Origin of the sequence: Lysobacter capsici (assembly GCF_018732085.1) — a bacterium.
GTDB classification, from domain to species: domain Bacteria; phylum Pseudomonadota; class Gammaproteobacteria; order Xanthomonadales; family Xanthomonadaceae; genus Lysobacter; species Lysobacter capsici_A.
On sequence record NZ_CP076103.1, the window covers coordinates 1,811,500 to 1,837,254 of the forward strand.

The window sequence follows — 25,755 nt, forward strand, 5'->3', positions numbered from 1 at the left end:
CATGAAGAATTCCTTCTCCCAGGCGATGGCCTGGCTGCATACCTGGGCCGGGCTGGTGATCGGCTGGTTGCTGTTCGTGATCTTCGTAGGCGGCACGATCGCCTGCTTCGACAAGGAACTCACTCACTGGATGCAGCCGGCGCTGCACGGCCATGAGCGCAGCGGCGAAAGCGTCGACCTGGACCAGGCCATCGTCCAGTTGCAGAACGTGTCCAAGCCGCATCCGCACGCGTACTACGTGACCTTGCCGAGCGAACGCAGCAAGTCACTGGAAGGCGGCGTGTACTACGACGCCGGCGATCCGGACCTGCTCAGTCTCGACCCGGCCACCGGCAAGAAGATTCCCGAAACCGCCGGCGGCGAGTTCTTCTTCACTCTGCATTTCAACCTGCATTCGCCGCTGTGGGGCATGTACATCGTCGGCATCGCCGGCATGTTCATGCTGATCGCGATCCTGACCGGCATCGTGATCCACAAGCGCATCTTCAAGGACTTCTTCACCTTCCGGCCGAAGACCGGCGGCCAGCGCGCGTGGCTGGACGGCCACAACCTGACCGGCGTGCTCGGTCTGCCGTTCCATCTGATGATCGCCTACACCGGCGTGGCGATCTTCGTCGCCAACTACATGCCGGCCGGGTTGAACGCGGCCTACAACGGCGATGTCGAGAAATTCTTCGTCGAGGCCGCGGACAGTTACGAGCGGCCGGAAACCGGCAAGGCGCTGAAGACGATCTATCCGGTCGACAAATTGGTCGCCGATGCGCGTCAGCGCCTGGGCCAGCCGATCACCTGGGTCAGCGTGCATCACCCCGACGACACCAGCGCTACGATTTCCTTCGGCGGCGATCACAGCCGCAACGTGGCCTGGAACTTCGACTCGGTGTTCTACGACGCCAACGACGGCAAGTTCCTGCATCAGTCGGGCGCGCCGCAGGCCGGCTACAAGACCTACACCTTCCTCGGCGGCATGCACATGGCGCAGTGGGGCGGCAGCGCGCTGCGCTGGCTGTATTTCGTGATGGGCCTGGCCGGCTGCGTGATGATCGCCAGCGGCATGCAGGTGTGGGTCAGCAAGCGCGCGAAGAAGATCGCCGAGGCCGGCAGCGCATCGGGTTACGGCCTGGTGCAGGCGCTCAACCTCGGCGTGGTCGGCGGTTTACCGCTGGCGAGCGCGGCGATGGTGATCGCCAACCGGCTGATGCCGGCCGAGATCGCGCAACGCGCCAACGCCGAGATCACCGTGTTCTGCGCGGTCTGGATCGCGGCCACGCTGTACGCGGCGATCCCGGCGGTGCACAAGCGCGGCTGGGGCCAGTTCTTCGCGATCAACGCGGTGGCGTTCGCGCTGATTCCGCTGGTGAATCTGGCGACTTCGCCGAACAGTCACCTGCTCGCGACGATCGCGCGCGGCGACTGGTCGCTGGCCGCGGTTGACCTGACCGCGTTCGCGCTGGGCGCGGGATTCGCGCTGCTGGCGCGCAACAGTTTCGTCAAGGCGCGTCAGCCGATCGTCGAGCGCAAGCCGCGTCGCGCCGAGCGCGGCAACGAGTCGGGCAACCAGCCCGCGCTCGCGGATCGCTGAGGAGGCGTGCGCATGCTTTGGTTGGGTCTGTGCCTGGGAATCGCCGCGTGGTGCCTGTTGAGCCTGGGGCTGGAAAAGCACCATCGGCAGGTGTTCGCCAGCGCCTTCGACGCCTCGCGCGCGCGCCTGTTGCGCGCGGCCGGATGGCTGCTGTTGGCGGTGGATTTCGGCTTGTTCGTCTACGGCTGGGGCTGGGCGCAGGGGCCGATCTTCTGGACCGCCGCGTTGATCATTTCGGCGTTGGCCTGGAGTGTGCTGATGACGATGCTGCCGCGCGCGAGCACGAAGATCGCCGCGGTCGCGCTGCTCAGCGCCGTGGTGCTGATTCCGTTCTGGGCCGGTTGAAACGATCATCCATCGCGACGACGCGATCGTCGCTGGCGCTGCGCCTCAAACGATCCAGCGCTTCAATTTCTCGACGTAGACGCCATCGCCGTCCTGCACCGGCGCGCGGGTCAGCAATTCCTGCCTGAGCGGCGCCGGCAGCGCATCGGTTTCGATCGTGTCGAGCAAATCGCGTATCTCCAGCGACCAACCGGCGCGCAAGGCTTCGCTGTGCGCGGCATCGTGGCCGGACCACTGCCAGCCTTTGTCGTTGTACGCGGCGATCGATCCGAGCAGGGCGAGCAGCCGCTTCATCGCCATCGACGATGCGGCCGGTTCGCTCATCCGATCGACTCGCTCACCTGATCGCGGTCTGCGGCGGCACCGCCAGCACTTGCGGCCAGCGCTTGAGCACCGACGCGCGAATCGACGCCGCATCCAGTCCCGCTTCGGCCAACAGCTGTTCGCGGCTGGCGTGGTGCTGAAATTCGTCGGGCAGGCCCAGGTGCAACACCGGCAGCACGATGCCTTCGGCGGCCAGCAATTCGGCCACGCCGCTGCCGGCGCCGCCGGCGACGACGTTGTCTTCCAGGGTGACGAAGCCTTCGTGGCTCTTGGCCAATTCAAGAATCAGCGAACGGTCCAGCGGCTTGACGAAGCGCATGTTGACCACGGTCAGCCCCAACTCGGCGGCGACCTGTTCGGCCGCGGGCACGATCGCGCCGAAGGCGAGCAGGGCGATGCGCGAGCCCTGACGGCGCAGTTCGGCCTTTCCGATCGGCAAGGTGTCCAGGCCGGGCTGGATCGTCGTGCCGGGACCGGTGCCGCGCGGATAACGCACCGCGGCCGGGCCTTCGTAACGATGGCCGGTGCTGAGCATCTTGCGGCATTCGTCTTCGTCGGCCGGCGCCATCACCACCATGTTCGGCACGCAGCGCAGGTAGGACAGATCCAGATTGCCGGCATGCGTGGCGCCGTCCGGCCCGACCACGCCGCCGCGATCGATCGCGAACAGCACATCGAGGTTCTGGATCGCGACGTCGTGCACCAACTGATCGTAGCCGCGCTGCAGGAAAGTCGAGTAGATCGCAACGACAGGCTTCGCACCTTCGCAGGCCATGCCGGCCGCGAGCGTCACCGCGTGCTGCTCGGCGATGGCGACGTCGAAATAGCGCTGCGGGTAGTCCTTGCTGAAACGCACCAGACCCGAGCCTTCGCGCATCGCCGGGGTGATGCCCATCAGGCGTTCGTCGGCGGCGGCCATGTCGCACAGCCATTCGCTGAAGATGTCGGTGTAGGTCGGCTTCTTCGCGCCGGGCTTGCTGATCAGGCCCTTCTCGGGATCGAACGGGCCGACCGCGTGATAGCCGATCTGGTCGCCTTCGGCGAGTTCGTAGCCTTTGCCCTTGGTGGTGATGATGTGCAGCAGCTGCGGACCCTTGAGGCCCTTGAGCGTCTTCATCGCGCCGAGCAGGGCGGGCAGGTCGTGGCCGTCGATCGGACCGGTGTAATGGAAACCGACTTCCTCGAAGAACGTGGACGGCACGAACATGCCCTTCCAGTGTTCTTCCCAGCGGCGCACGAACTTGGCCGCCGGCTTGCGCTTGTCGCCGAGCAGCTTCTTGCCGCCTTCGCGGATGGCGTTGAGCGTGCGGCTGCCGGTGAGCCGGCCGAGCATCTTGGTGACGCCGCCGACGTTCTCGGAAATCGACATCTGGTTGTCGTTGAGGATCACCAGCAGGTTCGGTTCCGGATCGGTCATGCCGCCGGCGTGGGCGAGCGCTTCGAACGCCATGCCGGCGGTCATCGCGCCGTCGCCGATCACCGCGACGATCTTGCGCTCGTCGTTCTTGCGCTGCGCGGCGATCGCCATGCCGAGCGCGGCCGAGATCGAGGTCGAGCTGTGGCCGACGCCGAAGGTGTCGTATTGCGACTCGTCGCGCTTGGGGAACGGCGCGACGCCGCCTTGCTGCTTGACGGTGTGAATCTCGTCGCGGCGGCCGGTCAGGATCTTGTGCGGGTAGCACTGATGGCCCACGTCCCAGACCAGGCGATCGACCGGAGTCTCGTACAGCCAGTGCAGGGCGACGGTGAGTTCGATCACGCCCAGGCCGGCGCCGAAGTGGCCGCCGACCAGCGCGACCTGTTCGATCAAATAGGCGCGCAGCTCCTCGGCGATGGCCGGCAGTTCCTCTTCAGGAAAGCGGCGCAGATCGGCGGGGACCTGGATGCGGGAAAGACGCGGGTAGCGCTGCGAATCGATCATTCCGACCATCTGGCGTTCTGCTAGTCGGGCATTGTCCCGCCCCCGCGTGAGGCGAGCAAGAAGTGTGACGGTTTGATGTTCAGCCGCGTGACCGCAAAAGCGTGCCTAAGCGGGCGGAATCGCGGTTTTGCGACCGTCGCGGCGTTGGCCGCGACGATGCGGAGGTGATGCGGCCGCGACGATTCGTCGCAGCCGACTCAGCGACCGCGCAGGCGCCCGAACAGGCCGCCGGACTTGGCCGGCTCGGCCGGGGTCGGATCGCCCTCGGCCTCGGCGAAGCCGGTGGCGAGGTTGGCGTTGATGAAATCGGCGACTTCGGCCTCGGTCACGCCACTGGCCTCGGCGATCTCGGCCACCGTCGACGGCGCCTTCATCATCACCGTGGCGATGCGGAAATGCTTGGGGTATTCGCGCTCGGTCTGCGGCCACTTGGTCATGCGGTAGCGGCGCTGCGGGTCGTAGCCCGGGGCGAGGCGGCCGTGGCCGGCCAGCAGGTTGCCGAACCACACCAGCCGCGCCAGCGGCATCGCCGCGCCGAGCTGGGCGGCGGCGCTGTCCCACTGCGCGGCGGGCAGCAGTTCGAATTCGGACGGGGCGAAGCCGCGGTCGAACAGCGCCGCCAGCGGCTTGAGCGCGGCCGGGCCGTGGTATTTGCGCTGATCGGCGTCGATCAGCAGGCGTTCTTCGCCGCTGCCCACGCGCAGCAGGCCGCGCAGGCGGCCGGCGACCAGCCAGTCGAGCAGGCCATCGCCGCGCGCGGTGATGCTGGGGACGGCCGGGTTCGCGGCGACGGGCGTAGCGGCTGCCGGTGGGGTAGCGGCTGCGATCGGCGTCGGCGCGGGTGCGGCAGGCGCTGCGGCGACCGGAGCGGAAGCAACCGGAGCGGGCGCAGCCGGCGCAGGCGCGGCGGGAGCAGGTGCTGCGGGAGTCGTAACCACCGGCGCCGGCGCGGCTTGCTGCGCGGCCGCCTTGGCCTGGGCCAGGTCGGTTTCGAGCAGGTCGACCACCACGTCGGGCAGCGCCGCGGTCGGATCGGTGCGCGGCTGCTTGGGAATCTCGACCGCGGTCGGCGCCGCGGCGGGCGCGGGCTTGGCGATCGCGTGGCCGCTGAGGGTCGCGATCTCGCCGAGCAGGGTCGACATCGAGTCGGCACTGAACGGATGCGCCAGCAGATAGTCGGCCTGGGTGCGCTGCGCGGCGGTCAGCGCGATCACCGACTTGCCCGAGGCGTGCAGGCGCAGCCAGCTCATCGGGCCGTACATGCTGTCCATGTCGACCACGACGAAATCGGCCTGTTGCTCGGGCACGAGATCCCAGTGACCGCCGAGTTGCGCGTTGGCGACCTTGAAGGCCGTCTGCAAAGCAGACTCCGTCGCCGGGTCCATACCGGTCAGACCGAGGGTCAAAGGCATCTTGGTTACATCCGTAAGTCGATGGCGACGAGTGTCCGGGACGACTGGATTGTCGTCAACGCGCGCTTGACGTCGCATATGCGCACTGATTGGCACATTCGGTGCGGCTGTTTTGCGAATACTGCGACGCGCTTCACGACTTCAGCCGTTGAGGCGCGCTTTCTTCGGCAGCTGGTTTTTCAAGAACGCCATCTGGTCGGCCAGGATGTTCCTGTTGGACAGGATCAGATGCTCGACCCAGCTGGGACGGTACGGCACCGCCAGCAGCGGCATGCTCGCCTGCTGCGGGGTGCGGTTGCCCTTGCGCGAATTGCAGGCGAAGCAGGCGGCGACCACGTTCTCCCACAGGTCGCGGCCGCCCTTGGACACCGGCACGACGTGGTCGCGGGTCAGGTGCGGGCGGTGGAAGTCGTGGCCGCAGTACATGCACAGATGGCCGTCGCGCGCGAACAGCGCGGCGTTGGTCAGGGTGGGCGTGGGATCGAGCGCGCCGGGGCGCGCATGGCCGCGCGCGGCGACGATGGGATGCAGTTCGAGCACGCTGCGCTCGCCGGTGAAGCGGTTGATGCCGCCATGCACTTCCAGGCAGGGTTCGCCGAGGGTCCAGGCGACCGCGCCGCGTGCGTACAGGCAGCTGGCTTCCTGCCAGTTCATCCAGTCCAGCACCCGCCCGTGCGCGTCGAGCGACAGCAGCCGCACCGAGTTGAGTCGTTCCAGGGCGTTGCGCGGAACCGCGCGTGGGCCGAGCCACGGCGAGTAAGGATCGGGGACACCCGAGGCATCCGGCTCACGCTGAAGCATTTCAGCGTGGGTTCCGGTTCGGACCAGGCGGATCTTCGCTCTATCGGTCTCCATCGGGGATCCAGCTTATACCCTCTGGATTACATTTTGTGTAGACGGCGGCGACCTGTGGTCGACCGACCGGCGGTTGGGGATGGGCTTGGGTGTCGGTGGGCCGTTGTCAGGTGCGTGGCGCAGTGCTGCGGTGGTCGAGGAGGGGCTCTCGATGCGCTGGGTTTCAGGCCGCTTGCGATGGAGTGGCGTTGTGGCTGAGCGGAAAGCATCGGGGCTGAAGCCCCTCCCACAAAAGACCTCGTGGCTTGCGCCTGCTTCTGGCCGCACCTGCTCCTGACGACGACTTCTGGCGCAGGGCTTTGGCTCTTGTGGGAGGGGCTTCAGCCCCGATGCTGTTCGCTCCGATCGCATCGAAACTGCACCGCCGCGCGACCAGCAGCGCCGAGCCTGAGAGCCTGCGGTAAACAGACTCCAGGCATCGACGCTCTCGCATTCGACGAACTCAGTCGCCGAAGCCTTCGGCCGACAGGTCCATCAGCGGCGCGACGCCGCTGTCGATCGCGGCCTTGTGCGCCTGGGTGCGCGGCAGGATGCGGCTGAAGTAGAAACGCGCGGTTTCGCGCTTGCTGTCCTTGAATCCCTGCGACTGTTTCGAGGCCTCGGCGGCGGCGACGCTGCGCGCCCACCAGTAGGCCAGCGACACGTAGCCCGAATAGAACAGGTAGTCGTACGCCGCCGCGCCGACTTCGTCGGCATTGGCCGCCGCGCGCTTGCCGATGCTCATGGTCAGTTGCATCCATTCGGCCGCGATCTTGCGCAGCGGCGCGACGAATTCGGCGACCGCGGCGTTGCCTTCGTTTTCGGCACAGAACGCCTCGATCTTCGCCAGCATCACCTGCAGGCCCGCGCCCTGCAGCTGCATGACCTTGCGGCCGAGCAGGTCGAGCGCCTGGATGCCGGTGGTGCCTTCGTACAAGGTGGTGATGCGCGCGTCGCGGGCGAGCTGCTCCATGCCGTGCTCGGCGATGTAGCCGTGGCCACCGAAGCATTGCAGCGCGTGATACGTGCACTCCACGCCCCATTCGGTCAGACACGCCTTGACGATAGGGGTCATGAAACCGATCAGCGCGTCGGCCTCAATGCGTTCCTTTTCGTCCGGCGCGGCGTGGGCGATGTCGACCTGCAGCGCGGCGTCGTAACCCATCGCGCGGCCGCCTTCGACCAGCGCCTTGCAGGTCAGCAGCATGCGCCGCACGTCGGGGTGGACGATGATCGGGTCGGCCGGCAGGTCCGGGAACTTGGTGCCCGACAGCGAACGCATCTGCAGGCGATCGCGCGAATAGCGCAGCGCGTTCTGCAGCGCGCGATCGGACAGGCCAAGCCCTTGCAGACCGACCGCGAGGCGGGCGGTATTCATCATCGTAAACATGGCCATCAGGCCCTTGTTCGGCTGGCCGATCAGATAGCCCTGCGCGCCGTCGAAATTCATAACGCACGTGGCCGAGCCGTGGATGCCCATCTTGTGTTCGAGGCTGCCGCAGCGCACCGCGTTGGCCTCGCCGACGCTGCCGTCGCGCGCGACCTTGATCTTCGGCACGATGAACAAGGAAATGCCCTTGCTGCCGCTCGGTGCGTCGGGCAGGCGCGCGAGCACCAGATGGATGATGTTGTCGGTGAGATCGTGCTCGCCGGCGGTGATGAAGATCTTCGTGCCGCTGATCGAATACGAGCCGTCGGCCTGCGGTTCGGCGCGGGTCTTGAGCAGGCCCAGGTCAGTGCCGCAATGCGGTTCGGTGAGGCACATGGTGCCGGTCCAGCGGCCTTCGACCAGCGGCTTGAGGAACACGTCCTGCTGCCATTCCTCGCCGTGATGTAGCAGCGCTTCGGTGGCGCCGTGCGAGAGCAGCGGGAAGTTGCCCCAGGCCAGGTTGGCCGCGTCGATCATTTCCTTGAGCGGCACGCCGGCCGCGTGCGGCAGGCCCTGGCCGCCGAACTTCACTTCGGCGGTGAGACCCGACCAGCCGCCTTCGACGAACTGGGTGTAGGCCTGCTTGAAGCCCGGCGGCGTGGTGACCGCGCCGGTGGCCTTGTCGTGGCTGCAGCCGATCTGGTCGCCGATGCTGTTGAGCGGCGCGAGCACGGTTTCGTTGAAGCGCGCGCCTTCTTCGAGCACGGCATCGAGCGTGTCGCGGGTCGCGTCGGCGTAACCCAGGCGCTGGAACTGCGCTTCGGCGCCGAGCAGGTCGAACAGCACGAAACGCATGTCGGTGAGGGGGGCTTTGTAGGTGCTCATGGTTGTCCGGGAATGGGGAATGGGGAATCGGGAATCGGAAAAGCGAAGCTGCGAGGGACGGGTGGGAACGCAACGAGAGCGGGGCGTCGGGCTTTTTGCTTTTCCGATTCCCGACTCCCGATTCCCAATTCCCGGCCTTACCGCATCACCCCAGGCAACCCAGGCGCCGGGCTCAGCGCGCTGCTGCGCTCGATGGTGTAGGTGCGCTGCTTGGCTTCGTCGGGGGTGGCGAAGATGTCGCCCTTGAGGCTGTAGTTGAGGCTGCGGCCGCCGGACAGGGCGTCGGCGATGGCGAGCTTGGCTGCGCTGCTCGGGGTCAGCTCGACCTTGATCACGTCGGCCGATTCGGGGCCGATCGACAGGCCCGGCTGGGCCTGCAACTGGCCGGCGGCGTCCTCGCCGAGCTTGAGCTGCAGGTCGAAGCGGTCAAAGCGCATCGGGATGCTGCTGAAGTTCTCGATCCGCACTTCCACCGCCCAACTGCCGTTGGCATGCACGGTCAGCTGCTGAATGCGCGCGGCCGGCTCGGAGACGCGGCGGACCGGCCCGGTGCCGCAACTGGTCAGCAGCGCCACCATCATCGTCAGACCGACTATCCGCACCCAGGCCCCTGCTTTCATGCCGCTGCTCCGTCGCTATCGCCAGATTGGCAGGCGAGGATACTACGGCGCATGGTGGGGCCGGCAGGGACGGGGTGGGCGGCTTGTGGCGGGTGCGTCGGCGGGTGGAGCAAATCCCCCTGGCCCCCCTTTTTCAAAGGGGGGAAGTTTCCGGCCGGGTTCGCAGCGATCTGGGGCGGCGCGTGGATCGGTGCCCACTTTGGAACAGGGGGCAAGCGCCCGGCGCCAGACCGCGATCAGGTCATAGCCAACAGCGCGGGGGATTCGCTTCACCCCGCAAGCCACCGCCCCCAGCTCAGTCCAGCAACCGCTTGCGCAACGCATACCGCACCAACTCCACGGTATTGCGCGCCCCGAGCTTGTCCAGCACCCGCGCCCGATGATTCTCCGCGGTCTTCACGCTGATGCTGAGCTGGCGCGCGATCTCCTTGGTGGTCAGGCCCTCGGCGATCAGGTGGAACACCTCGCGTTCGCGCGCGGTCAGGCGGCCGTAGGGATCGCCCAGGTCGCGTTCGGGATGACGCAGTTGCTCGGCCAGCGCGCGTGCCGCCTGCGGGCCGAAATAGCCCTTGCCGGCATGCACGCTGTGAACGGCGGCGAGCAGTTCGGCGGCCGGGCTGTCCTTGACCATGTAGCCGGTCGCGCCGGCCCGCACCGCCTGCAGGATGTACTCGTCCTCCTGGTGCATGGTCAGCACCAGCACGCGTGTGTCGGGCAGGGTTTCGTACAGGCGGCGGATCACTTCCAGCCCGCTCAGGCGCGGCATCGACAGGTCGGTGACGACCACGTCCGGGCGCGTGGCCTCGGCCTGCCTGAGCGTGTCCAGGCCGTCGGCGGCCTGGGCGACGACGTCGATGCCGCCGCCGCGCAGCAACTGGACCAGGCTTTCGCGGACCATGGTGTGGTCGTCGGCGATCAGGACGCGTACGGGCACAGACGGCATCGTCGCAGGGTGAGCAGGGTCGCGGCGGGCGTCAAGCGCGACCATCGGTGCAGGCGAAACGGACGTGTCGATCAAGTGCATTTCATGTGTAATCCAGCGGCACCTGCGCGCTCACGCGCAAGCCCGCGCCGGGCGCGCCGCGCATGTGCAGGCGACCGCCGTACAGGCGCAGGCGTTCGCGCATGCCGCCCAGGCCGGTGCCGCCGCTGCCGAGCGCGAGCGCGGGATCGCAGCCGCGGCCGTCGTCTTCGATCTCCAGCGACAGCGCCGCGCCCTGGCGTTGCAGACGCACCTGCACGTGGCTCGCGGCGGCGTGCTTGGCGGCATTGGTCAGCGCTTCCTGGGTGACGCGGAACAGCAGGGTCTGCAGTTCGCCGTCGAGCTCGGGCAGGGCATCGATCTGCAGGTCGACCCGCGCGCCGCTGGCCTGGCTCTGGCTGCGCACCAGCCAGCGCAATGCCGCTTCCAGGCCGAGGTCGTCGAGGATCGGCGGCCGCAGCAGGCGCGACAGTTCGCGCGTGTCTTCCAGGGTGTCGCCGCACAGCGCCAGCGCGGCGGCGACGGTGTCGCGCAAGCCGGCCGGCTGCGTCGGCAAGGCCGCGTCGAGTTCGTGCAGGCGATGCTTGAGCACGGTGAGGTTCTGGCCGACCCCGTCGTGCAGGTCGCGCGCGATCCGGCGACGTTCGTCCTCCTGCACTTTCCACACCGCGCGGCCGAGCCGGCGGAACTCGCGCTCGTTGCGCTCCAGGCGCTCGAGCAGTTGCTGGTACAACTCGCGCAGTTCGGCGGCGTCGTTCATGGGCGTGGTGTTGCGATGTCGGGTTCGGCTTGCGGCGGTGCGTGGGGCGGAGTTTGCGCCAGCGCCGCGCGCTCCGCGCCGGCGCGCAAGGCCGGCGGCAATTGTTCGCGCAGGCGTTGCCGCGCGGTCGCGGCGTCGTTCTCGGCGGTCGCTGCGAGCGTCTTGTCGCCGGCCGCGCGCGCGGCGCCCGCGGCCAGCGTGTGCAGTGCGGCGGCTTCGAGGTTGTCGCCACGGCGCAGCACGGGTTGGATGTCGCGATAGATGCGCAGCGCGGCGGTTGGGTCGTGTCGCGCCAGCGCGTCGCGCATGCGCGCCTGGGTCCATTGCAGGCGCAGGCCGGCGTGGCCGAGCGCGGCGATCTGCGCGTCCACGGCCGCGGGCAGGCGAGCATCGCCGGCCGCCTGCAACGCCACCTGCAATTGCAGCAGACGCACGCCCGAGGCCTGCGCGTCGCGCTGCGCCTCGGCCAGCGCGCGCCGCGCGCCGTCGCGATCGTTCGCGCGCCGCGCCAGTTCGGCCTGCAACAGCGCGGCGATGCCGCGCTGCTCGGACGAAGCCGCGGCGATCTGCGCAGTCAGTTCGGCCAGGCGCTTGCGCGCCTGATGGTCGGCATCGGCGCGTAGCAGCGCTTGCGTGCGCAGCAGACCGACATCGACCTGGCCGCGCGCATCGCTGCGCTGGCGGAACAAGGCGTCGGCCTGCGCGGCCTGCTCCAGCGCCGCGCCGAGATGGCCCTGCATCAGTTCCAGTTCGGCCAGATTGCGCCGGCTCACCGCGGCCTCTTCCATCATCTGCTTGGCCAGCGCATCGCGCAGCGAGGAGTGCAGGCGTTCGCGCGCGAGCGGCCATTGCCCGCGCGCGGTGGCGAGCTGGCCGAGGTTCTGCGCGGTGCGGATGCGCCCGGTTTCGTCATCGAGCTTGGCGTAGGCCGCCTGCGATTGCTGCAGATAGGCTTCGGCGTCGTCGTAGGCGCCGAGTTGGTAGTGGGCGAAGCCGATGTCGTTGAGCGCCTGCGCGGTGCCGCCGGCATCGCCGGCCTGTTGCCACGCCGACAGGGCGCGCCGGAACGCGGCCAGCGCGCCGGGGTAGTCGCCGCGTTCCTCGGCGAGCAGGCCCAGTTCGTTTTCGACCGCGGCCAGGCCGTGGCGATCGTCGAGCGCGGCGTGCAGTTCGCGCGCTTGCTGCAGGCTGCGCTGGGCTTCGTCGAACTGGCCGGTCAGCACCAGCACATTGCCGAGATTGCGCAGGCTGGTCGCCAGCCCGCGCCGGTTGCCGACCGCGCGGCGCAGTTCCACCGCCTGCCGGTACTGCGCTTGGGCGTGATCGTTCTGGCCCAGCCGCGCATAGCCGATGCCGAGCGCGTTGACGGTTTCGCCTTCGCCGTAGCGATTGCCGCTGCGCTTGTACAGCACCAGCGCGCGCACCAGATAGTCGTCGACCGCCTGCTGCGCCTGGCCGTGCAGGATCGAGAACTTGCCGCGTTCGAACCAGGCGCGCGGGTCGTCGGGATCGCGTTCGCTGAGCGTGCGCGACTGCGCGATCGCGCCGGCTGGGTCGCCGCCTGCGCCGAGCGCGCGCGCCAGGCCGAGCGCGGCGTAGGTGTCGTCGGGCGTCGTGCGCACACGCTGGCGCCAGTAGTTCGTCGCGGCCTGCGCGTCGCCATCGAGTTGCGCGCGTTGCGCCGACACGTAGGCCTGCATCGGCGCGTTGCCCTGGCCGGGCTGCGGGCTGTTTTCCAGCGCGGCATAGGCGGCGTCGAGATCGCCGGCGGCCTGGTTCGCATCGGCCAGCGCCAGCCATGCCGAAACGAAGTTCGGTGCCTGCGCGGTGGCCTCGGAGAAACCCGCGATCGCCGCGGCGATGTCGCTGTTCTGGCGCGCGATCAGGCCCGCACCGTAAGCCCGCAAGGCCGCATCGGACGAAGGCAGCGGCAACGGCGGCGGCGAAGCCCGCACGCCGGGCAGATCGGTCAAGCGCTGCGAGGCGATCAACTCGTTGAACGCGCGCAACGCGGTGGCGCCGTCGCCGGTCGCGACGATGCGCGGCGCGGCGGCGCCGTCGTGCAACTGCGCCTGCATTCGCCACTGTCCTTCGTGCCGGCTCAGTTGCAGCGACACGATGCGATCGGCGCGCGCGATCCGGGCCAGGTCGGCGGCGCTCGGCGGCGCGGCGCCGCTGGGATCGAGCTGACGGATCGCCTGCTGGCTGCGTTCGTCGTCGACCACGGCCAGGCCGGGCAGGGTGGCGAGCGCTTCTCGCAGTAAAGCGGTGAAGGCGCGCGCCTGTGCGGCGTCGACCGCGCCGGCCGGCGCCTGCAACGGCGACACCACGATCCGATGCAGCGTCGCCGCCACCGGTGTCGCCGATACGGCCGATGCCGTCGTAGGCGATGGAGAGCGCCACAGCCACATGCCCGCAGCCAACGCAGCAAGCAACGCAGCGCTCACCGCGGCGATCCATAACTTCTTATCCGGCCGCCAGTCGCGCGCGACGTGGCGGGTATCGATCGCCTGCATCACTGCCTGCGCGCTTTGCAGCCGATGCGCGGGTTGCGAACGCAGCAGCCGGTCGACCAAACGCACCAGCCACACCGGCGTGTCGGCGCGCAGGCGGCTGACCGGCGGCGGTGTGCGCAGCATGCGCTGGGCCAGGATTTCGCTGATCGTGCCGCCGTCGAACGGCATCTTGCCGGTCAGCATTTCGTGCAGGATCAGGCCGAGGGCGTATAGATCGCTGCGCCCGTCGCTGGGTTCGCCGCGCGCCTGTTCGGGCGAGAGGTAGTCGGGCGTGCCGACGATCGCGCCGGTCTGGGTCAGGCCGCTGCCGGCCAGCGAGCGGGCCACGCCGAAATCGCTGATGTAGGCGTCGCCGGCGCGGTCGATCAGGACGTTGGCCGGTTTGAGATCGCGATGGATCACCCCGCGCGCATGCGCCGCCGCCAGGCCCTCGGCGATCTGCCGCGCGATCGCGATCGCATCGTCGAGCGGCAGTGCGCCGTCGCGGTCCAGGCGCTTGTCCAGGGCCTCGCCGTCGATCAGGTCCATGCCGATCAGCCACTGCTGCTCGTGCCGGATCAGGTCGTGGATGCGCACCACCCGCGGGCTGGACACCTGACGCGCGGTCAGCAGTTCCTGGCGGAAACGTTCGAACGCGTCGCCGCGCGCGGCCAGCTCCGGACGCAGCAGTTTCAGCGCCACCTCGACGTCGAGCGCGGTGTCGCGGGCGCGGTAGACCACGCCCATGCCGCCGACGCCGAGCAGCGCTTCGATGCGGAAGCGGCCGGCCAGCATCGCGCCAGGCTTGAGGCTGTGCTGGGTGTAGATGCCGGTCGCGGTCGGTTCGCTCACGGCGTGGTGACCTGCGCGTCGACGATCCGGCCCCAGCGTTGCGCCGACCCGGCCGGATCGGGCGCCAGTGCGTCGAACGCGCGCTGCGCGAGCAGCCACAGTGCGGCGCTGTCGGCGAAGGCGCACAGCAGTTCCAGGTCGAATTCGCTGATCGCCTCGCCGGCGCCGCGGCGGTCGGCATAGACCGCGCCGAGCACCCGCCCGGCGTGCAGCAGCGGCAGGCAGACCAGGCTCTTGAGGCCGCCGGCGAGGACCGAGGCGCGGCGCGCCAGCCACAGTTCGTCGGCGATCCAGTTGACCACGATCGGCCGGCGTTCGGCCAGACAGCGCTGGACCGCGCCGACGCTGCCGGAGAACGCGCGCTGCTGCAGCGCGTCGCGATCGAGCATCAGGCTGGCGCGGACGATGAAGTCGCCGTCCTGCGCCAGCAGCAGGAAGCCGCGGCTGCAGCCGGCCAGTTCGACCACGCCGCGCAGGATGTCGTCGGCGAGGCTGGCGCCGGGATCGCGGCGGTCGGGTTCGGGGTGTGCGGGCGCGGCATTGACGGGCGCGGGCGCGGCGGCTTCGGGACGGGTTTCGGCCACCGCGATCGCGGTCGCGCCGATGCCGAGCCGTTCGACCTCGATCCGGCGCGTCCACGCCGCCGACAGGTCGCGCTGCGCGCGCTGGCGTTGTTGCTGATCGTGCGCGCGCACTTCGTCGATCACCGAAAATTCGCACAGCACATCGCCGAACCGCAGCCAGCACTCGCCCGGGTCGAGCCGCGCGCGGCTGATCTCGATGCCGTCGACGTGCGAGCCGTTCTTGCTGCCCAGGTCGAGCAACTGCCAGCCGTTTTCGTCGTGCAGCAATTCGGCGTGGCTGCGCGACACGGTCGGGTGGTCGATGCGCAGCCCGCAGTCGCTGTCGCGGCCGATCTGCACGCGCGAGCCGTCGGGTATCCATCGGCTGATGGCGGCGGCTTCGGGCGGGTAAGCGATCAGGCGAGCCGGCATGGCCGCATCTTAGCGCGCGGCCGCGACGTCCCGCGCCTGCTCGCCGTCGCGTTTCGGTCGGCCGTATCGGCGGCCGTACTACGGGCCGTAGTCGCGCAGGAAGGCGATGCTGAAGCGCAGGGTCGCGGCGCCGGCGGCGAGCTCGCCGGCATGGTTGCGGTGGGTGCGGGTCGCGCGCCAGGTGTTGGCGATGTACGCGCCGGCGCGGGTCTGCGCGCGGCCGCGGACGTCGTCGGTCGCGGCCAGGGCGGCGGCGTAGTCGGACACCGCCAGGGCGCTTTCGACATCGTCGAGCAGGTCGTCGAAGGCCGCGCGTTCGGCCAGCGGCAGCAGGTCGACCCGGTTGCGCAGGCGCTGGATCTTGTTGGCGATGACCGTGCCGGTCGGGCGCAGGTCGGCCAGGATCAGGAACTGCGAGAAGCCGCCGTAGGTGCCGCGCGCGCGCACGCTGCCGGCGGCGATTTCGTCGGTGATGTCGCGGAACGCGCCGCCGACCGGCGCCTTGAACAGGCGCAGCCGGCTGCCGGCGGCGTAGGGCAGCAGGTGGGTGTGCAACTCGACCCGGCCGGTGCCGTTGAAGCGCAGGCCGCCGTAGCGCGGCGGTTCGATGGTGACCATCACCGGCAGCGCCGATTGCAAGGTGGTGTCGGCATCGGGCAGGCGCGCGAGCAGGTCGGCCTCGCTGAGGCTGACCGCGCGCGCGCTGATCCCCAGGCTGTAGGCGCTCAGCCCGCTGGCGTCCTCGAAATCGAGCAGCACTTCGGCCAGCGGCGAACCGGGCAGGCCGGGCAGGGTGATGCTCGCCTCGGCGTGGTTGCCGCTGGCGCTGACGCTGATCGGCAGGGTCTGCGCCTGTGCGCTGGCGGCGAACAGCCACAGGGCGGTGAGTGTCCAGGCGAGCCAGGCGGCGCCCCGGCGCGGAGCCGGCGACGGCGCGAACGTGTGTCTCATGGTCCTTACCCCCTGTTGCGTACCGGGCTTGCGCGCCGGCGTGACTGCCAAGCCCGGTTTGGTCGCAATCCGGGTTCCCCGTCGCAGCGATCCTGCGCTGCCGGTCCGGGTTTGCACAGCCTACTGCGGGTTTCCCGGCCGGTCTGTAGGGGTTTTTCCCTATGCCGGCTGGGCGGTCTCCCGGATGTCGCCGCAACCGCCATGCGCGCCAAGGTAGGTCACCCCAGCTGTGGGGGCCTACCAGGGAGTTTCGCCGAACATGCAACTCAGCCGCCGCACCCTCCTCAAATTCTCCGCTCTGGCCGTCGGCATGATGGCCAGCGGCATGAGCTTCGCCGAAGCCCGCCTCGGCGCCGCGCTGGAAACCGCGCTGAGCACCGCGCAGGCCGCCAAGCCGCTGGAAGTGATCGTCTCCTACAACCAGAACGGCCCGCTGCGCGCGAGCCAACTGCAGGCGCTCAAGCTGTTGGGCATCGACACCGGCGTGAGCATGCGCGCGCTGCCGATCGCCGGCGCCCTGGCCACCCCGGCGCAGATCCGCGCCCTGGCCCAGCGCGGCGACGTGCTGTCGATCCATCTCAACAAGCCGCTGACCTATTACAACCAGGAAGCGCGCGAGCTGTCCGGGGTCAACCGCGTGCAGGCCAATCCGGGCGACTTCGGCCGCACCACGCCGTTCACCGGCAAGGGCGTGGCGGTGATGATCAACGACTCGGGCATCGACGCCACCCACGCCGATCTCAAGTACGGCCAGCGCGTGGTCCAGAACGTGCAGGCGCTGACCAATCTGCATTCGGTCGTCGACTTCCTGCCGGTGACGGTGCTGGAAAACCAGCTCAACACCGACATCAGCTCCGGTCACGGCACCCATTGCGCCGGCACCGTCGGCGGCAGCGGCGCGCAGTCCGCCGGGCTGTACCGCGGCGTCGCCACCGGCGCGGATCTGGTCGGTTACGGCTCGGGCGCGGTGATCTCGATCCTCGATGCGGTCGGCGGTTTCGACTACGCGATCTCGCACAAGAACAGCTTCGCCTCGCCGATCAAGGTGATCTCCAATTCCTGGGGTTCCTCGGGCACCTTCGACCCGACCGATCCGGTCAGCCTGGCGACCTACGAGGCTTACAAGAACGGCATCGTCAGCGTGTTCGCCGCCGGCAACGACGGCCCCGGCGCCAATACCCACAATCCCTACGCGCAGGCGCCGTGGGTGATTTCGGTCGGCGCCGGCAACAAGGACGGCACCCTGGCCGACTTCTCCTCGCGCGGCAATCCGGGCGAGACCGGCAGCTTCACCATGCCCGACGGCCAGCGCTGGACCTATGTCAACGAACCGACCCTGGTCGCGACCGGCGTCGACATCGTCTCGACCCGCGCCCTGACCGGCGCGTTGCCGCTGCTGGCGATCCAGCAGGACGCCTCGCTCGGCGCGCGGCTGCCGTTCTACACCCACATGAGCGGCACCTCGATGGCGACCCCGCACGTGGCCGGCATCGTCGCGCTGCTGTTCGAGGCCAAGCCCTCGCTCAAGCCGCTGGAGGTCAAGCAGATCCTCAGCCAGACCGCCAACCCGATGGCGGGCCGGCAGCGTTTCGAAGTCGGCAGCGGCCACGTCGACGCCTACGAGGCGGTCGGGGTCGCGAACGCCTACTGATCCACCGAGTCTGGACCGGCCGCTCTGGTCGTACCGGTCCGCACCCCGTCCGCGGCCTCGCGTGCCCGATGCCGCGGGCGTCTCTCCGAACGCGGCAACTGTTGTCATGAACGGGTATCCGGTTGGGTGCGGATACCCGTTTTTTTGTGCTTGCGGTTGCGGGGGCAGGAGCCGAGTCGCGCGGCGGGCGGTCGCCGGCTGCGATAGGTTGCGATTGGTTGGCTTCGACTGGCGCAGCGAGGCGCTTGGAACGTTGGGGCGACCTGATCGGAATGCGTCGGAGAGAGCCTTTCTCGCAGAGACTTCAAGTCGGCGTCGTGACACGACGGGTTCACATGAGTGCAATACGGCGCGCCTGCGCTCGCTCGCCGCATCGCCCGGAAATCTTTTGTGGGAGGGGCTTCAGCCCCGACGCTCCTGGTTCCGATCGCGCCGAATCTCTAGTTACGACCTGATCGAAAGGCGTCGGGGCTGAAGCCCCTCCCACAGAGACTTCGGATCGGCGTGGTGAGACGAATGGTTCGGATGAGTGCGATACGGCGCGCCTGTATTGGCTTGCCGCGTTGCCCGGAAATCTTTTGTGGGAGGGGCTTCAGCCCCGACGCTCCTGGTTCCGATCGCTCCGAGTCTCCAGTTACGACCTGATCGAAAGGCGTCGGGGCTGAAGCCCCTCCCACAGGGACTTCGGATCGGCGTGGTGAGACGAATGGTTCGGATGAGTGCGATACGGCGCGCCTGTATTGGCTTGCCGTGTCGCCTGGAAATCTTTTGTGGGAGGGGCTTCAGCCCTGACGCTCCTCGTTCCGATCGCTTCGAATCTCTAGTTACGACCTGATCGAAGGGCGTCGGGGCGATAGCCCCTTGCGCAGAGACTTCGGGTCGGCGTGATGAATCGGATGATTCGGTTCGACGCGGCGCGGTAGCAAGGCGACGCGACGAATGAGTGCCGGGATGTCGCGCACGAGACTCACGAGTCAGCTAACGACGCCGGCAAGTCCCGCGTCCGCAATCCGTCAGCGCGCCGCTGCAGGAGCGCGAGGATCGCCCGGCGCGATGTTGAACCGCGCCGCCGCGGACGGTGACACTTCGTCACGACGCAAAACGCCCAGGCCGCCAGGTAGCGACGACGCGCGCTGCGACAGCGCCGCGACCAGCGCGTCGTGCTCGTGGGAATAGGCGGCTGCGCGCGAGACGGCCGGTGTGCGAGCGGCGAGGCGTCCGGCGAAGGCGGCGTCTGCAGGTCCAGACACAGCGTGCAGTGTCGAGACGGCCGCACCCGAAACGTACGCGGGCGCAACGCAAATGCCCGAAGCAAACTCGGGCCAAACAGGCGCAGGTGAGGCAAAAAGGGGTGAAGCAGAAAGGGCCGAAGCAGGAAGCGCCGAAGCAGAACGGGCCGAAGCAGAAGGAGCCGCTGCTCGGGCCAACAGCGCCAGCGCCGAGACAGCGGCCAGTACGAGGAGGTAGCGGGGCAGCGCGCGGACCGAATCCTGGACCCAATTCGCTGCCTTCATGCACGCGTCCCGCATCGTCCCAGCGAGACAAACCGAGCGGCCATCCTGGCCGTCGGCGCAAGTTCCTTTTTGCCGTGCATACCACTACTCCAACCTCTGCAATCAGTAACCCCGGCTCCGCTGGCTCACCTGCTCAAGGGTGACGGCCTGTTCTCCATTGCTGAGCGGCATCCGTGTCATCGCATCGACCGTGCTGCCGGGGCCCGCGTAGATTGAGCCGCACCCGCCGCGAAAGCAGTAGGCCGACGGCGCGGCGGTGTGTAGGAATTTTCTGACCCCCGGTTACGGCGTGGGTCCGAATAAATACGCCGGCCCGTCAATGCGGCCTGGCGTGATGCGCCGCGCCGAGCATCGCGCCGAAGCGTGGCGGCGGCGATCGCATCGTCGCAGCGCACGCCGGGCCCGCACTCGACGCACTTCGCTGACCCGACGCTCGGTTCGCTTCGAACCCGCGAATCCCGAACCTCAGGGCTTGGCGTCTTCCGGCATCGTCCCGGCGGCGCGCATGTCCTGCTGCGCCTGCTTGATCGCCTTGACGTCGAGCGGAAGGATGCGGCTGATGAAGCACGGCATCTTGATCGACTGCCGGCCGAGCACCAGGACCTTGTCGAAGCGTTGATGCACGCGCCCCATCTGGTTGCTGACCGTGATCGCCTGGGCAAAGTCCAGGTCCGGGCAGCGGCCGTTGAGTTCGAGCAGATAGGCCTGGTTGGGCTTGGTCCACAGCGCGAGCGCGCTGTCGCCCAGCGGCGTCCAGCCGTTGATGCTGCCGAAGTACTGGAAGCTGTCGACCGGCGCGCCGGCGTGCGCGCGGTACAGGGCCAGGCGCTGGTTGTCGTCCATCTTCGGGCCAGTCGCGCAGCCGGCCAGCGCCAGCGCGGCGAGCACGGCCGAAAGCAGCGCGGGAGCCAGCGAAATAAGCCGTTTCATGATCGATTCTCCGGGCGGCGCAGCCGCCGTTGCGGGCGTTCGCAGGCATGATGCGCCCGCCCGCGAAAGGCGGCGTCGATGCGGCCGAGCATCGTTCAGCGCGCATGAGGCTTGCCATCCCCGCCTGCCGTCCGTATCATGCCGCCTCTCTCACGGGTTGCCGTGAAATGGCCGGGTAGCTCAGTTGGTAGAGCAGGGGATTGAAAATCCCCGTGTCGGGGGTTCAATTCCCTCCCCGGCCACCATTTTCAGGCGTCTAGCCTTGTGGTGGCAGAAGCGGCAGCAGGCATTGCGCATACGCCGCGAATTGGCTTGGGGCTAGATGGGCGTATCGGCGCACCATAGCCTCCGAGTTCCAGCCTCCTAAATCTTGCAGCGCATACAGCGGCGTGCCCATCTGGGCATGCCAGCTTGCCCACGTATGCCGCAAGTCGTGCCAGCGAAAGTTCTCAATGCCTGCGCGTCGCTGCGCTTTCTTCCATGCCGCCGTGTTGAGCCGGCCTATGCGTTTTCCCCTGTAAACGAAGACGTATAGCGCGTGTCTGCCTCGCCATCGCTCAAGCACTACCGCAGCAGCATCGTTGAGCGGAACAGTAATCGGCTTGCGTGACTTCGACTGATCGGGGTGAATCCAAAGCCGCCGAGTCGGCAAGTCGATCTGTGACCATTCAAGTCCAACGACATTACCGTGGCGCAGGCCAGTCGATAGCGCGAGGAGTGCCGCATCGCGTTGATGCTCGGGCAGTTCGGAGAGCAAACGTTGTGCTTGCGGAGCGGTGAGCCATCGAATACGTCGGTGCAGCTCTCGCTGTAGCTGCACCTTAGGTATTCGGTCGACCCACTGCCAAACAAGCTGAGCTCGGCGGAGGACGGCACGCACAACGGCGAGATACCGATTCACTGTGGCGGTAGCACTCTCAAGCCGTTTCGCGCTTGCGATTTGTGCAATGTGATCACCAGTGATTTCTGACAATAATTTTCCCGATAGGTATCGAGAGACCCAGGACAACTTCTGTACGTCGCGTGCGTGGTCTGCCTTATCGCGAGTCTCATCGAGCCAGCGTGACGCAGCCTCATCCCATGTATGCATTACTGCTCCTTGCGGTGATGCCCCCCGGTCGAAAAACAATAGCGATTCAGAACGAAAGAGCGCAACTATCAGTTGCGTTATCGGGCTTTCAAAAATTGGCCAAGGGGGAAGGGTTGCGCAAGTGAGGCGCAAGTCAGGCGTCGGCCGACCATACCGATTAAGATCCACCAAGTACGGAAATAAAAAAGGCCCCAACCTGGGGGCCTTTTTTATCTGCAGGCGTCGAATACGCGATCGTTCCAGGCTCGACGGCCGTCATAGCTGGTATGGCGGCCATGCTCGCTTTCCAAATACTCATCCCTCGCCCGCTTCATATCCGCACAGGCGCTGTAGCCGGTGTTAGGCCCAATAACGGTGCCGGGCCCGGCACCACCACGAGCACGCTGCGCTTGGCGTGCCAAATAGCCGGGGTCGACGGTGGACGGATTTCTAGGCGGCGGCCGGCGATTGGCTTCGGCTGTGCTTTCCCAGGTTGTCCAGACCTGTTTGAGCTGCTGATTACCGGCACACGGCTCAGATTGGTAACTGACTTCCTTGCCTGCCACGCACTTGTATACGTCCTGCGCGGCAGTCTGGGTGGCACCCAGAATGGAAATGGCTGCGACAACTGTCCTTAGCAACATAGCGCCCCCTGCGCTTCCTGTTGCGCGCAGCATAACGCCGGCACTCGGCTGACGGCGTATCTAAAAAACGGGTCAGCGGGAGAGGGGCGGCCCAGTCGGTCGACCTCTGCCAGGAGACCTGGCCTAGTACCTGTTCGGACCAGGCGCAGGCGCGGGTAAGGCGTTTGGCTGGAATGCCCTGCAGGGTAATGGCCTGGACTACGTGGAGCTAATCGCGACTGGCAGCAGGAGCAGCTGCAGGCGCGGCATCTGCAGACGAGGACGTGCCGCCGTAGCCAATACCGCCGTACCCAGTGAGCTGCTGGGCCTGGATGGTAGCGCCACCGGCAAACGCGCTAGATGGGGCTGCATACGCCGTTGGAGGTGAACCTGAGGCCTGGACGGGGTAGCCCTCGCGGATGCGCTGCGCGGTGTTGCTGGACTGCGAATAGAGCGGGTCTACCGGCCAAGAAGTAAACAGGATCGTGCGATCCGCAAAGGTAGCTACCACGCCGTAAGACTCGTGAACGACCCGCCAGCCCATGGCCTCGATCTGATCGCTTGTGAGCCGCTCTATCGCGTTCCCTTGCGGCGTGCGCCACTCCAAGAGGTAGCGGCCACCAATATCGCCAGACAGGCGCGGTCGACCGGCTTTGGTCATTTCCAGTAGGTGGCGAGCGATCGCGGGGTATTTCGCCAGCTCATCGACCTTGGGCGGCGGCGGACCAGGAGGCTTTGCGGCCGTAGCCAGAGGCGCAGGGGCGACCGGAGCAGGACGAGGCGCAGGCTCGCCAACGAGCGGGTACTCGTTCGTCTGCGCGGCAGCGGGTGTATCAACAATCGACATGCCGCCGCTGAAAAAGGAATAGAGCAGGCCGACCGCGATTGCCAACACCACCACCGCGATAAACACCGGAACACGGACAGCCTGCCAAACGGTTTTCGATCCGGCTGTGTATGCACCGGTATTAGTCGCACTGGGCTGGAAGCCCTTATACAACGGGAAAATAGCCGGGTTGTAAGCGAGGGTTTGTGAGCTGATCTTTTCAAACCTGCCGGGAACCGTCACTCCGTAAAAGCGCACGACATAGCGACCTTCCTGGCCTATTGCAGTGAGCTTTGTAAAAACACACTTGCGCTCGACCCGGAGCACCAGCGCGGTATGGACACGCTTAAACGCTTGCGTCATGAGAACGATATCGATGCCGAGATGTCCATGCATAGCAAAAAACTTCTCTTGCTCGGTAGGCAGCGGGTTCCGTGACGAAACGTAAAAGTCGTGGCACTCATCGATGACCACAAGCGAATTCGGCTCGATCTTGAACGACGGCGGATCGTCACCATGCGCAACGAATAGCGCCTTAACCTCATCGGGTGCGACCGAGATAAGCAGCTGGCGTATACGCTCGACTGGCAGCGACAGGTGCTTCGCGATGTTTTCGTAATGCAAGCCGTTGATGCGCGCATACACGTGCCGACCTGCGGCAAGCGCCGGCAAAACGTGCGTGAGTATCGTGTCGTAACTCTTGCCCGACCGAGGCAAGCCTTCCTGGCAAACGATCATATGATCACCACTGGAAAAACGTTAGGAGCTTGCGGGTAAAGCGAAATCCGTAGGCCGCGCCGATCAAACCAAGACCCTCGCCGATACGAAACGTGTTGAGTGCCCAACCAACGGTGGGACCCGCCTGAGACAACAACGAGCAAAGCGAATATGGCGCGAGGAAATCGGGCGCAGGAATAAGCTGGATAAGGAACAGCCAAGCCGTGGCCGACTGATGCAGCCAGAACATAAAAATCGCTTCAAGCAGGTGTTGAAGCGCAGCGAACAACGCAATGAACTGTTCGCGAAACCAGTCTGTGAGTTTGCTAAGCCAGCCCATGGTAATCCCCTAGTAAAAGGCAATGCGGAACGCAGCGAATGCCGCGGTCGCCATGACGATGTAACCCGCCCACGTAAGCAATTCGTTCAACGCAGGACTGCAGAAGCCATCAAAGGTAAGCACACCGAGCATCGGCCCGCCGTCGTATGACCAGACCGGACACGAGCCGCTGTATGCGCAGTTACCGAAAAAATCGCGGGCCGTTTGCGCAATAGGCGAATTGAGCGCAGCAGTCGCATACGCACCCAACGCCTCAGAAGCGGTCATTGGCTCTTGGCTATAAAGAGTGCCAACGCCAGAGCCAGCGCTACCGGATGGCTCACTGTCGCCCTGCCCTGTGCCGGTGCCACTCCCAGGCGTTCCAGGGTTGCCAGATCCATCGCCAGGATTGCCGTTCCCCGAGCCTGTATTCGGAGTGCCAGCGTTGTTATTGATCGTGATGCTATTGCTGTTATTGCTGGTGTTATTCGTAATCGAAGCGCGCTCGCCGGGTTTCCAATCCTCTCCAGGTCGAGGAGTCGGCGGCGCCGGCGGCGTAGGCGTAGGGGATGCTGGCCCGATGGTTACGTTTTCAGTCCGCTCAGGATTGGTGGCATTCGTGCCGTCAGTAGGCGGGCCGCAATAAGTGCGCCCGGTATTGGCGCTGGTAACGCAAATATCACCATTGTCCTTTGTGCAGAAAAGATGACCACCCAGTGTCTCGCTACACACCTTGTCCGGGGGCGGTTTTTTTGGCGGAGTAGGAGGACTTAAGCACGCCTTGCCCGTAGGGACGTGGTTACCCTTCGCGGTAATTATGTCGTCGCGCCCAACGGTCTCGAAAGTTTTCCTTTCAAGCGGCTGCATCTTGTATTCGCAACCACCACCGCAAACCACATCGCCGAAAGTGATATCGATAGGCTTTGAAACAGGAAGGGACTGCCGCTCACTGCACGGCTTATCGTAGTACCGAGTGCGAGAGCGAACGGGGTAAGAGTTAGTAGGCGAGATACACGCAATAACGCGGACAGCACTAGAAATCGTGTTGTCGGGATCAAAACCGCAAGGAACCATGTCCGGGTAGCTCGGACTGGGGCTACGTTTGATGCTATCGGCAAGCGACGCAAGTGCAGCAGCAGACGCCATACCTTGGTCCTTGCACCCGATGCTGGGGTCAACATCACCACTACGCGAACAAGTGCTGTCGGTGCCTTGAGCGCGTGAGGCACTGATGCCGGCGATGGATAAGAGAAACGCAACCAGGACGAACGCAATGCGCCGAACGACCGCGCTAACGAAGATGCGAGCGAGCCAGTTCATGCGCGACCCTCCGCAAACCCGAGCGACGCAGCCGCAGCACCCAGCGCGCCGAGAAATCCGAAGAACAGACAGACGAGCATGTCACGCCTCCTTTAACGAAAAAGGGCCGGGAAATCCCGGCCCCACGCTTCCGCTCAATTAGCCGCGGAAGAAGTTCGCCAGCTTGTTGGTGGCCCAGGCGGCGAAGCCCGGAGCGGCCTTGATGGCACCAGCCGCGATGATCGCGGCGACGACGGTGGCGGAAGCGAGACCGGTGAGAACAGCGGAGAAATCCATTGTGTTGCTCCTTTTTTCATGGGGAAGGGCGACCGGCCGCTAGTCGCGATCAGAGGAAACGGCCTTTACGACGGAACCCACCATCGACCCCGCGACGTTGCACACGAGGACAAAACCGAAGGCACCGACGATCCAGCTCGCAGCTATGTCTGCATCAGGCCACTTAAAGAGATCGGCGAGGAA

Annotated in this window: 22 protein-coding genes and 1 tRNA gene; 4 read left to right on the forward strand and 19 right to left on the reverse strand. The window is 66.7% G+C overall.

What is annotated here, in order from left to right; all coding sequences use genetic code 11:
* The first annotated feature begins 1 nt into the window (after window position 1).
* On the forward strand, window positions 2-1,582 hold the full coding sequence (locus KME82_RS07395) for a PepSY-associated TM helix domain-containing protein (protein WP_215497943.1): 1,581 nt from the start codon (window positions 2-4) through the stop codon (window positions 1,580-1,582).
* A 12-nt stretch (window positions 1,583-1,594) separates the two neighbouring features.
* The gene (locus tag KME82_RS07400; RefSeq protein WP_215497944.1) at window positions 1,595-1,927 is read left to right on the forward strand and encodes a DUF3325 domain-containing protein; all 333 of its coding nucleotides are present in this window, start codon (window positions 1,595-1,597) and stop codon (window positions 1,925-1,927) included.
* Between the two features lie 45 nt (window positions 1,928-1,972).
* Here KME82_RS07400 and KME82_RS07405 read toward each other — a convergent pair whose 3' ends face one another.
* The 12 genes from KME82_RS07405 to KME82_RS07455 all read right to left on the reverse strand — a co-directional run bounded on the left by KME82_RS07405 (window position 1,973) and on the right by KME82_RS07455 (window position 16,327).
* Window positions 1,973-2,251, reverse strand: coding sequence for a hypothetical protein (locus KME82_RS07405; protein ID WP_215497945.1), 279 nt, complete (start codon window positions 2,249-2,251; stop codon window positions 1,973-1,975).
* A gap of 13 nt (window positions 2,252-2,264) precedes the next feature.
* On the reverse strand, window positions 2,265-4,172 hold the full coding sequence (gene dxs, locus KME82_RS07410; RefSeq protein ID WP_215497946.1) for a 1-deoxy-D-xylulose-5-phosphate synthase: 1,908 nt from the start codon (window positions 4,170-4,172) through the stop codon (window positions 2,265-2,267).
* Between the two features lie 197 nt (window positions 4,173-4,369).
* Window positions 4,370-5,584: a hypothetical protein gene (locus KME82_RS07415; protein WP_215497947.1), complete on the reverse strand. Its 1,215-nt coding sequence runs from the start codon at window positions 5,582-5,584 to the stop codon at window positions 4,370-4,372.
* 141 nt (window positions 5,585-5,725) lie between these two features.
* Entirely contained in the window at window positions 5,726-6,238 is a 513-nt protein-coding gene (locus KME82_RS07420) for an HNH endonuclease (protein ID WP_343123614.1), read from the reverse strand.
* Between the two features lie 364 nt (window positions 6,239-6,602).
* The gene (locus KME82_RS27060) at window positions 6,603-6,872 is read right to left on the reverse strand and encodes a DUF6053 domain-containing protein (RefSeq protein ID WP_430538802.1); all 270 of its coding nucleotides are present in this window, start codon (window positions 6,870-6,872) and stop codon (window positions 6,603-6,605) included.
* Between the two features lie 9 nt (window positions 6,873-6,881).
* Window positions 6,882-8,672 carry an acyl-CoA dehydrogenase C-terminal domain-containing protein gene (locus KME82_RS07425; RefSeq protein WP_215497948.1) on the reverse strand — a complete coding sequence of 597 codons (1,791 nt, stop codon included), beginning with the start codon at window positions 8,670-8,672 and terminating at the stop codon, window positions 6,882-6,884.
* A gap of 137 nt (window positions 8,673-8,809) precedes the next feature.
* A complete protein-coding gene (locus KME82_RS07430; RefSeq protein WP_215497949.1) occupies window positions 8,810-9,292 on the reverse strand; it encodes an LEA type 2 family protein in 483 nt (160 codons plus the stop codon).
* A gap of 295 nt (window positions 9,293-9,587) precedes the next feature.
* Complete coding sequence (locus KME82_RS07435; protein WP_215497950.1) at window positions 9,588-10,235, reverse strand: response regulator; 648 nt, start codon at window positions 10,233-10,235, stop codon at window positions 9,588-9,590.
* An 82-nt stretch (window positions 10,236-10,317) separates the two neighbouring features.
* A complete protein-coding gene (locus KME82_RS07440; protein WP_215497951.1) occupies window positions 10,318-11,034 on the reverse strand; it encodes a sensor histidine kinase in 717 nt (238 codons plus the stop codon).
* Complete coding sequence (locus KME82_RS07445; RefSeq protein ID WP_252255654.1) at window positions 11,031-14,381, reverse strand: serine/threonine-protein kinase; 3,351 nt, start codon at window positions 14,379-14,381, stop codon at window positions 11,031-11,033. Before KME82_RS07445 ends, KME82_RS07440 begins: the two co-directional genes overlap by 4 nt.
* Window positions 14,378-15,376 (reverse strand): GAF domain-containing protein, encoded by a 999-nt coding sequence (locus tag KME82_RS07450; protein WP_252255655.1) that lies wholly within the window; start codon window positions 15,374-15,376, stop codon window positions 14,378-14,380. Before KME82_RS07450 ends, KME82_RS07445 begins: the two co-directional genes overlap by 4 nt.
* Before the next feature lie 78 nt (window positions 15,377-15,454).
* Window positions 15,455-16,327 (reverse strand): DUF6689 family protein, encoded by an 873-nt coding sequence (locus KME82_RS07455; RefSeq protein WP_215497952.1) that lies wholly within the window; start codon window positions 16,325-16,327, stop codon window positions 15,455-15,457.
* A gap of 259 nt (window positions 16,328-16,586) precedes the next feature.
* On the opposite strand from KME82_RS07455, the gene KME82_RS07460 reads away from it, so the two are divergent.
* Window positions 16,587-17,978, forward strand: a complete 1,392-nt coding sequence (locus KME82_RS07460; RefSeq protein WP_252255656.1) for a S8 family peptidase — start codon at window positions 16,587-16,589, stop codon at window positions 17,976-17,978.
* A 1,013-nt stretch (window positions 17,979-18,991) separates the two neighbouring features.
* Here KME82_RS07460 and KME82_RS07465 read toward each other — a convergent pair.
* Together KME82_RS07465 and KME82_RS07470 are read right to left on the reverse strand one after the other, a co-directional pair.
* Window positions 18,992-19,492: a hypothetical protein gene (locus tag KME82_RS07465; RefSeq protein ID WP_215497953.1), complete on the reverse strand. Its 501-nt coding sequence runs from the start codon at window positions 19,490-19,492 to the stop codon at window positions 18,992-18,994.
* A 465-nt stretch (window positions 19,493-19,957) separates the two neighbouring features.
* Complete coding sequence (locus tag KME82_RS07470) at window positions 19,958-20,422, reverse strand: DUF6491 family protein (protein ID WP_215497954.1); 465 nt, start codon at window positions 20,420-20,422, stop codon at window positions 19,958-19,960.
* 169 nt (window positions 20,423-20,591) lie between these two features.
* Here KME82_RS07470 and KME82_RS07475 point away from each other — a divergent pair.
* Window positions 20,592-20,667, forward strand: a tRNA-Phe gene (locus tag KME82_RS07475).
* An 11-nt stretch (window positions 20,668-20,678) separates the two neighbouring features.
* On the opposite strand, the gene KME82_RS07480 is transcribed toward KME82_RS07475, so the two are convergent.
* The 5 genes from KME82_RS07480 to KME82_RS07500 all read right to left on the reverse strand — a co-directional run bounded on the left by KME82_RS07480 (window position 20,679) and on the right by KME82_RS07500 (window position 25,572).
* Window positions 20,679-21,512, reverse strand: a complete 834-nt coding sequence (locus tag KME82_RS07480) for a tyrosine-type recombinase/integrase (RefSeq protein ID WP_215497955.1) — start codon at window positions 21,510-21,512, stop codon at window positions 20,679-20,681.
* An 831-nt stretch (window positions 21,513-22,343) separates the two neighbouring features.
* The gene (locus tag KME82_RS07485; RefSeq protein ID WP_215497956.1) at window positions 22,344-23,678 is read right to left on the reverse strand and encodes a zonular occludens toxin domain-containing protein; all 1,335 of its coding nucleotides are present in this window, start codon (window positions 23,676-23,678) and stop codon (window positions 22,344-22,346) included.
* A 4-nt stretch (window positions 23,679-23,682) separates the two neighbouring features.
* Window positions 23,683-23,997, reverse strand: a complete 315-nt coding sequence (locus KME82_RS07490) for a hypothetical protein (protein ID WP_215497957.1) — start codon at window positions 23,995-23,997, stop codon at window positions 23,683-23,685.
* Between the two features lie 9 nt (window positions 23,998-24,006).
* Window positions 24,007-25,296 (reverse strand): hypothetical protein, encoded by a 1,290-nt coding sequence (locus KME82_RS07495; RefSeq protein ID WP_215497958.1) that lies wholly within the window; start codon window positions 25,294-25,296, stop codon window positions 24,007-24,009.
* 138 nt (window positions 25,297-25,434) lie between these two features.
* Window positions 25,435-25,572 (reverse strand): hypothetical protein, encoded by a 138-nt coding sequence (locus KME82_RS07500; RefSeq protein WP_215497959.1) that lies wholly within the window; start codon window positions 25,570-25,572, stop codon window positions 25,435-25,437.
* Window positions 25,573-25,755 lie beyond the last annotated feature (183 nt).

Excerpts from the sequence above, each read along its gene's own strand:
- KME82_RS07440 (WP_215497951.1), bottom strand. The coding sequence starts at position 11,034 with ATGAACGACGCCGCCGAACTGCGCGAGTTGTACCAGCAACTGCTCGAG.
- KME82_RS07465 (WP_215497953.1), bottom strand. The coding sequence starts at position 19,492 with ATGAAGGCAGCGAATTGGGTCCAGGATTCGGTCCGCGCGCTGCCCCGC.
- KME82_RS07480 (WP_215497955.1), bottom strand. The coding sequence starts at position 21,512 with ATGCATACATGGGATGAGGCTGCGTCACGCTGGCTCGATGAGACTCGC.
- dxs (WP_215497946.1), bottom strand. The coding sequence starts at position 4,172 with ATGATCGATTCGCAGCGCTACCCGCGTCTTTCCCGCATCCAGGTCCCC.
- KME82_RS07495 (WP_215497958.1), bottom strand. The coding sequence starts at position 25,296 with ATGAACTGGCTCGCTCGCATCTTCGTTAGCGCGGTCGTTCGGCGCATT.
- KME82_RS07485 (WP_215497956.1), bottom strand. The coding sequence starts at position 23,678 with ATGATCGTTTGCCAGGAAGGCTTGCCTCGGTCGGGCAAGAGTTACGAC.
- KME82_RS07490 (WP_215497957.1), bottom strand. The coding sequence starts at position 23,997 with ATGGGCTGGCTTAGCAAACTCACAGACTGGTTTCGCGAACAGTTCATT.
- KME82_RS07500 (WP_215497959.1), bottom strand. The coding sequence starts at position 25,572 with ATGGATTTCTCCGCTGTTCTCACCGGTCTCGCTTCCGCCACCGTCGTC.
- KME82_RS07425 (WP_215497948.1), bottom strand. The coding sequence starts at position 8,672 with ATGAGCACCTACAAAGCCCCCCTCACCGACATGCGTTTCGTGCTGTTC.
- KME82_RS07460 (WP_252255656.1), top strand. The coding sequence starts at position 16,587 with ATGCAACTCAGCCGCCGCACCCTCCTCAAATTCTCCGCTCTGGCCGTC.
- KME82_RS07400 (WP_215497944.1), top strand. The coding sequence starts at position 1,595 with ATGCTTTGGTTGGGTCTGTGCCTGGGAATCGCCGCGTGGTGCCTGTTG.
- KME82_RS07435 (WP_215497950.1), bottom strand. The coding sequence starts at position 10,235 with ATGCCGTCTGTGCCCGTACGCGTCCTGATCGCCGACGACCACACCATG.
- KME82_RS27060 (WP_430538802.1), bottom strand. The coding sequence starts at position 6,872 with ATGCGAGAGCGTCGATGCCTGGAGTCTGTTTACCGCAGGCTCTCAGGC.
- KME82_RS07430 (WP_215497949.1), bottom strand. The coding sequence starts at position 9,292 with ATGAAAGCAGGGGCCTGGGTGCGGATAGTCGGTCTGACGATGATGGTG.
- KME82_RS07420 (WP_343123614.1), bottom strand. The coding sequence starts at position 6,238 with ATGAACTGGCAGGAAGCCAGCTGCCTGTACGCACGCGGCGCGGTCGCC.
- KME82_RS07470 (WP_215497954.1), bottom strand. The coding sequence starts at position 20,422 with ATGAAACGGCTTATTTCGCTGGCTCCCGCGCTGCTTTCGGCCGTGCTC.
- KME82_RS07415 (WP_215497947.1), bottom strand. The coding sequence starts at position 5,584 with ATGCCTTTGACCCTCGGTCTGACCGGTATGGACCCGGCGACGGAGTCT.
- KME82_RS07405 (WP_215497945.1), bottom strand. The coding sequence starts at position 2,251 with ATGAGCGAACCGGCCGCATCGTCGATGGCGATGAAGCGGCTGCTCGCC.
- KME82_RS07450 (WP_252255655.1), bottom strand. The coding sequence starts at position 15,376 with ATGCCGGCTCGCCTGATCGCTTACCCGCCCGAAGCCGCCGCCATCAGC.
- KME82_RS07395 (WP_215497943.1), top strand. The coding sequence starts at position 2 with ATGAAGAATTCCTTCTCCCAGGCGATGGCCTGGCTGCATACCTGGGCC.
- KME82_RS07455 (WP_215497952.1), bottom strand. The coding sequence starts at position 16,327 with ATGAGACACACGTTCGCGCCGTCGCCGGCTCCGCGCCGGGGCGCCGCC.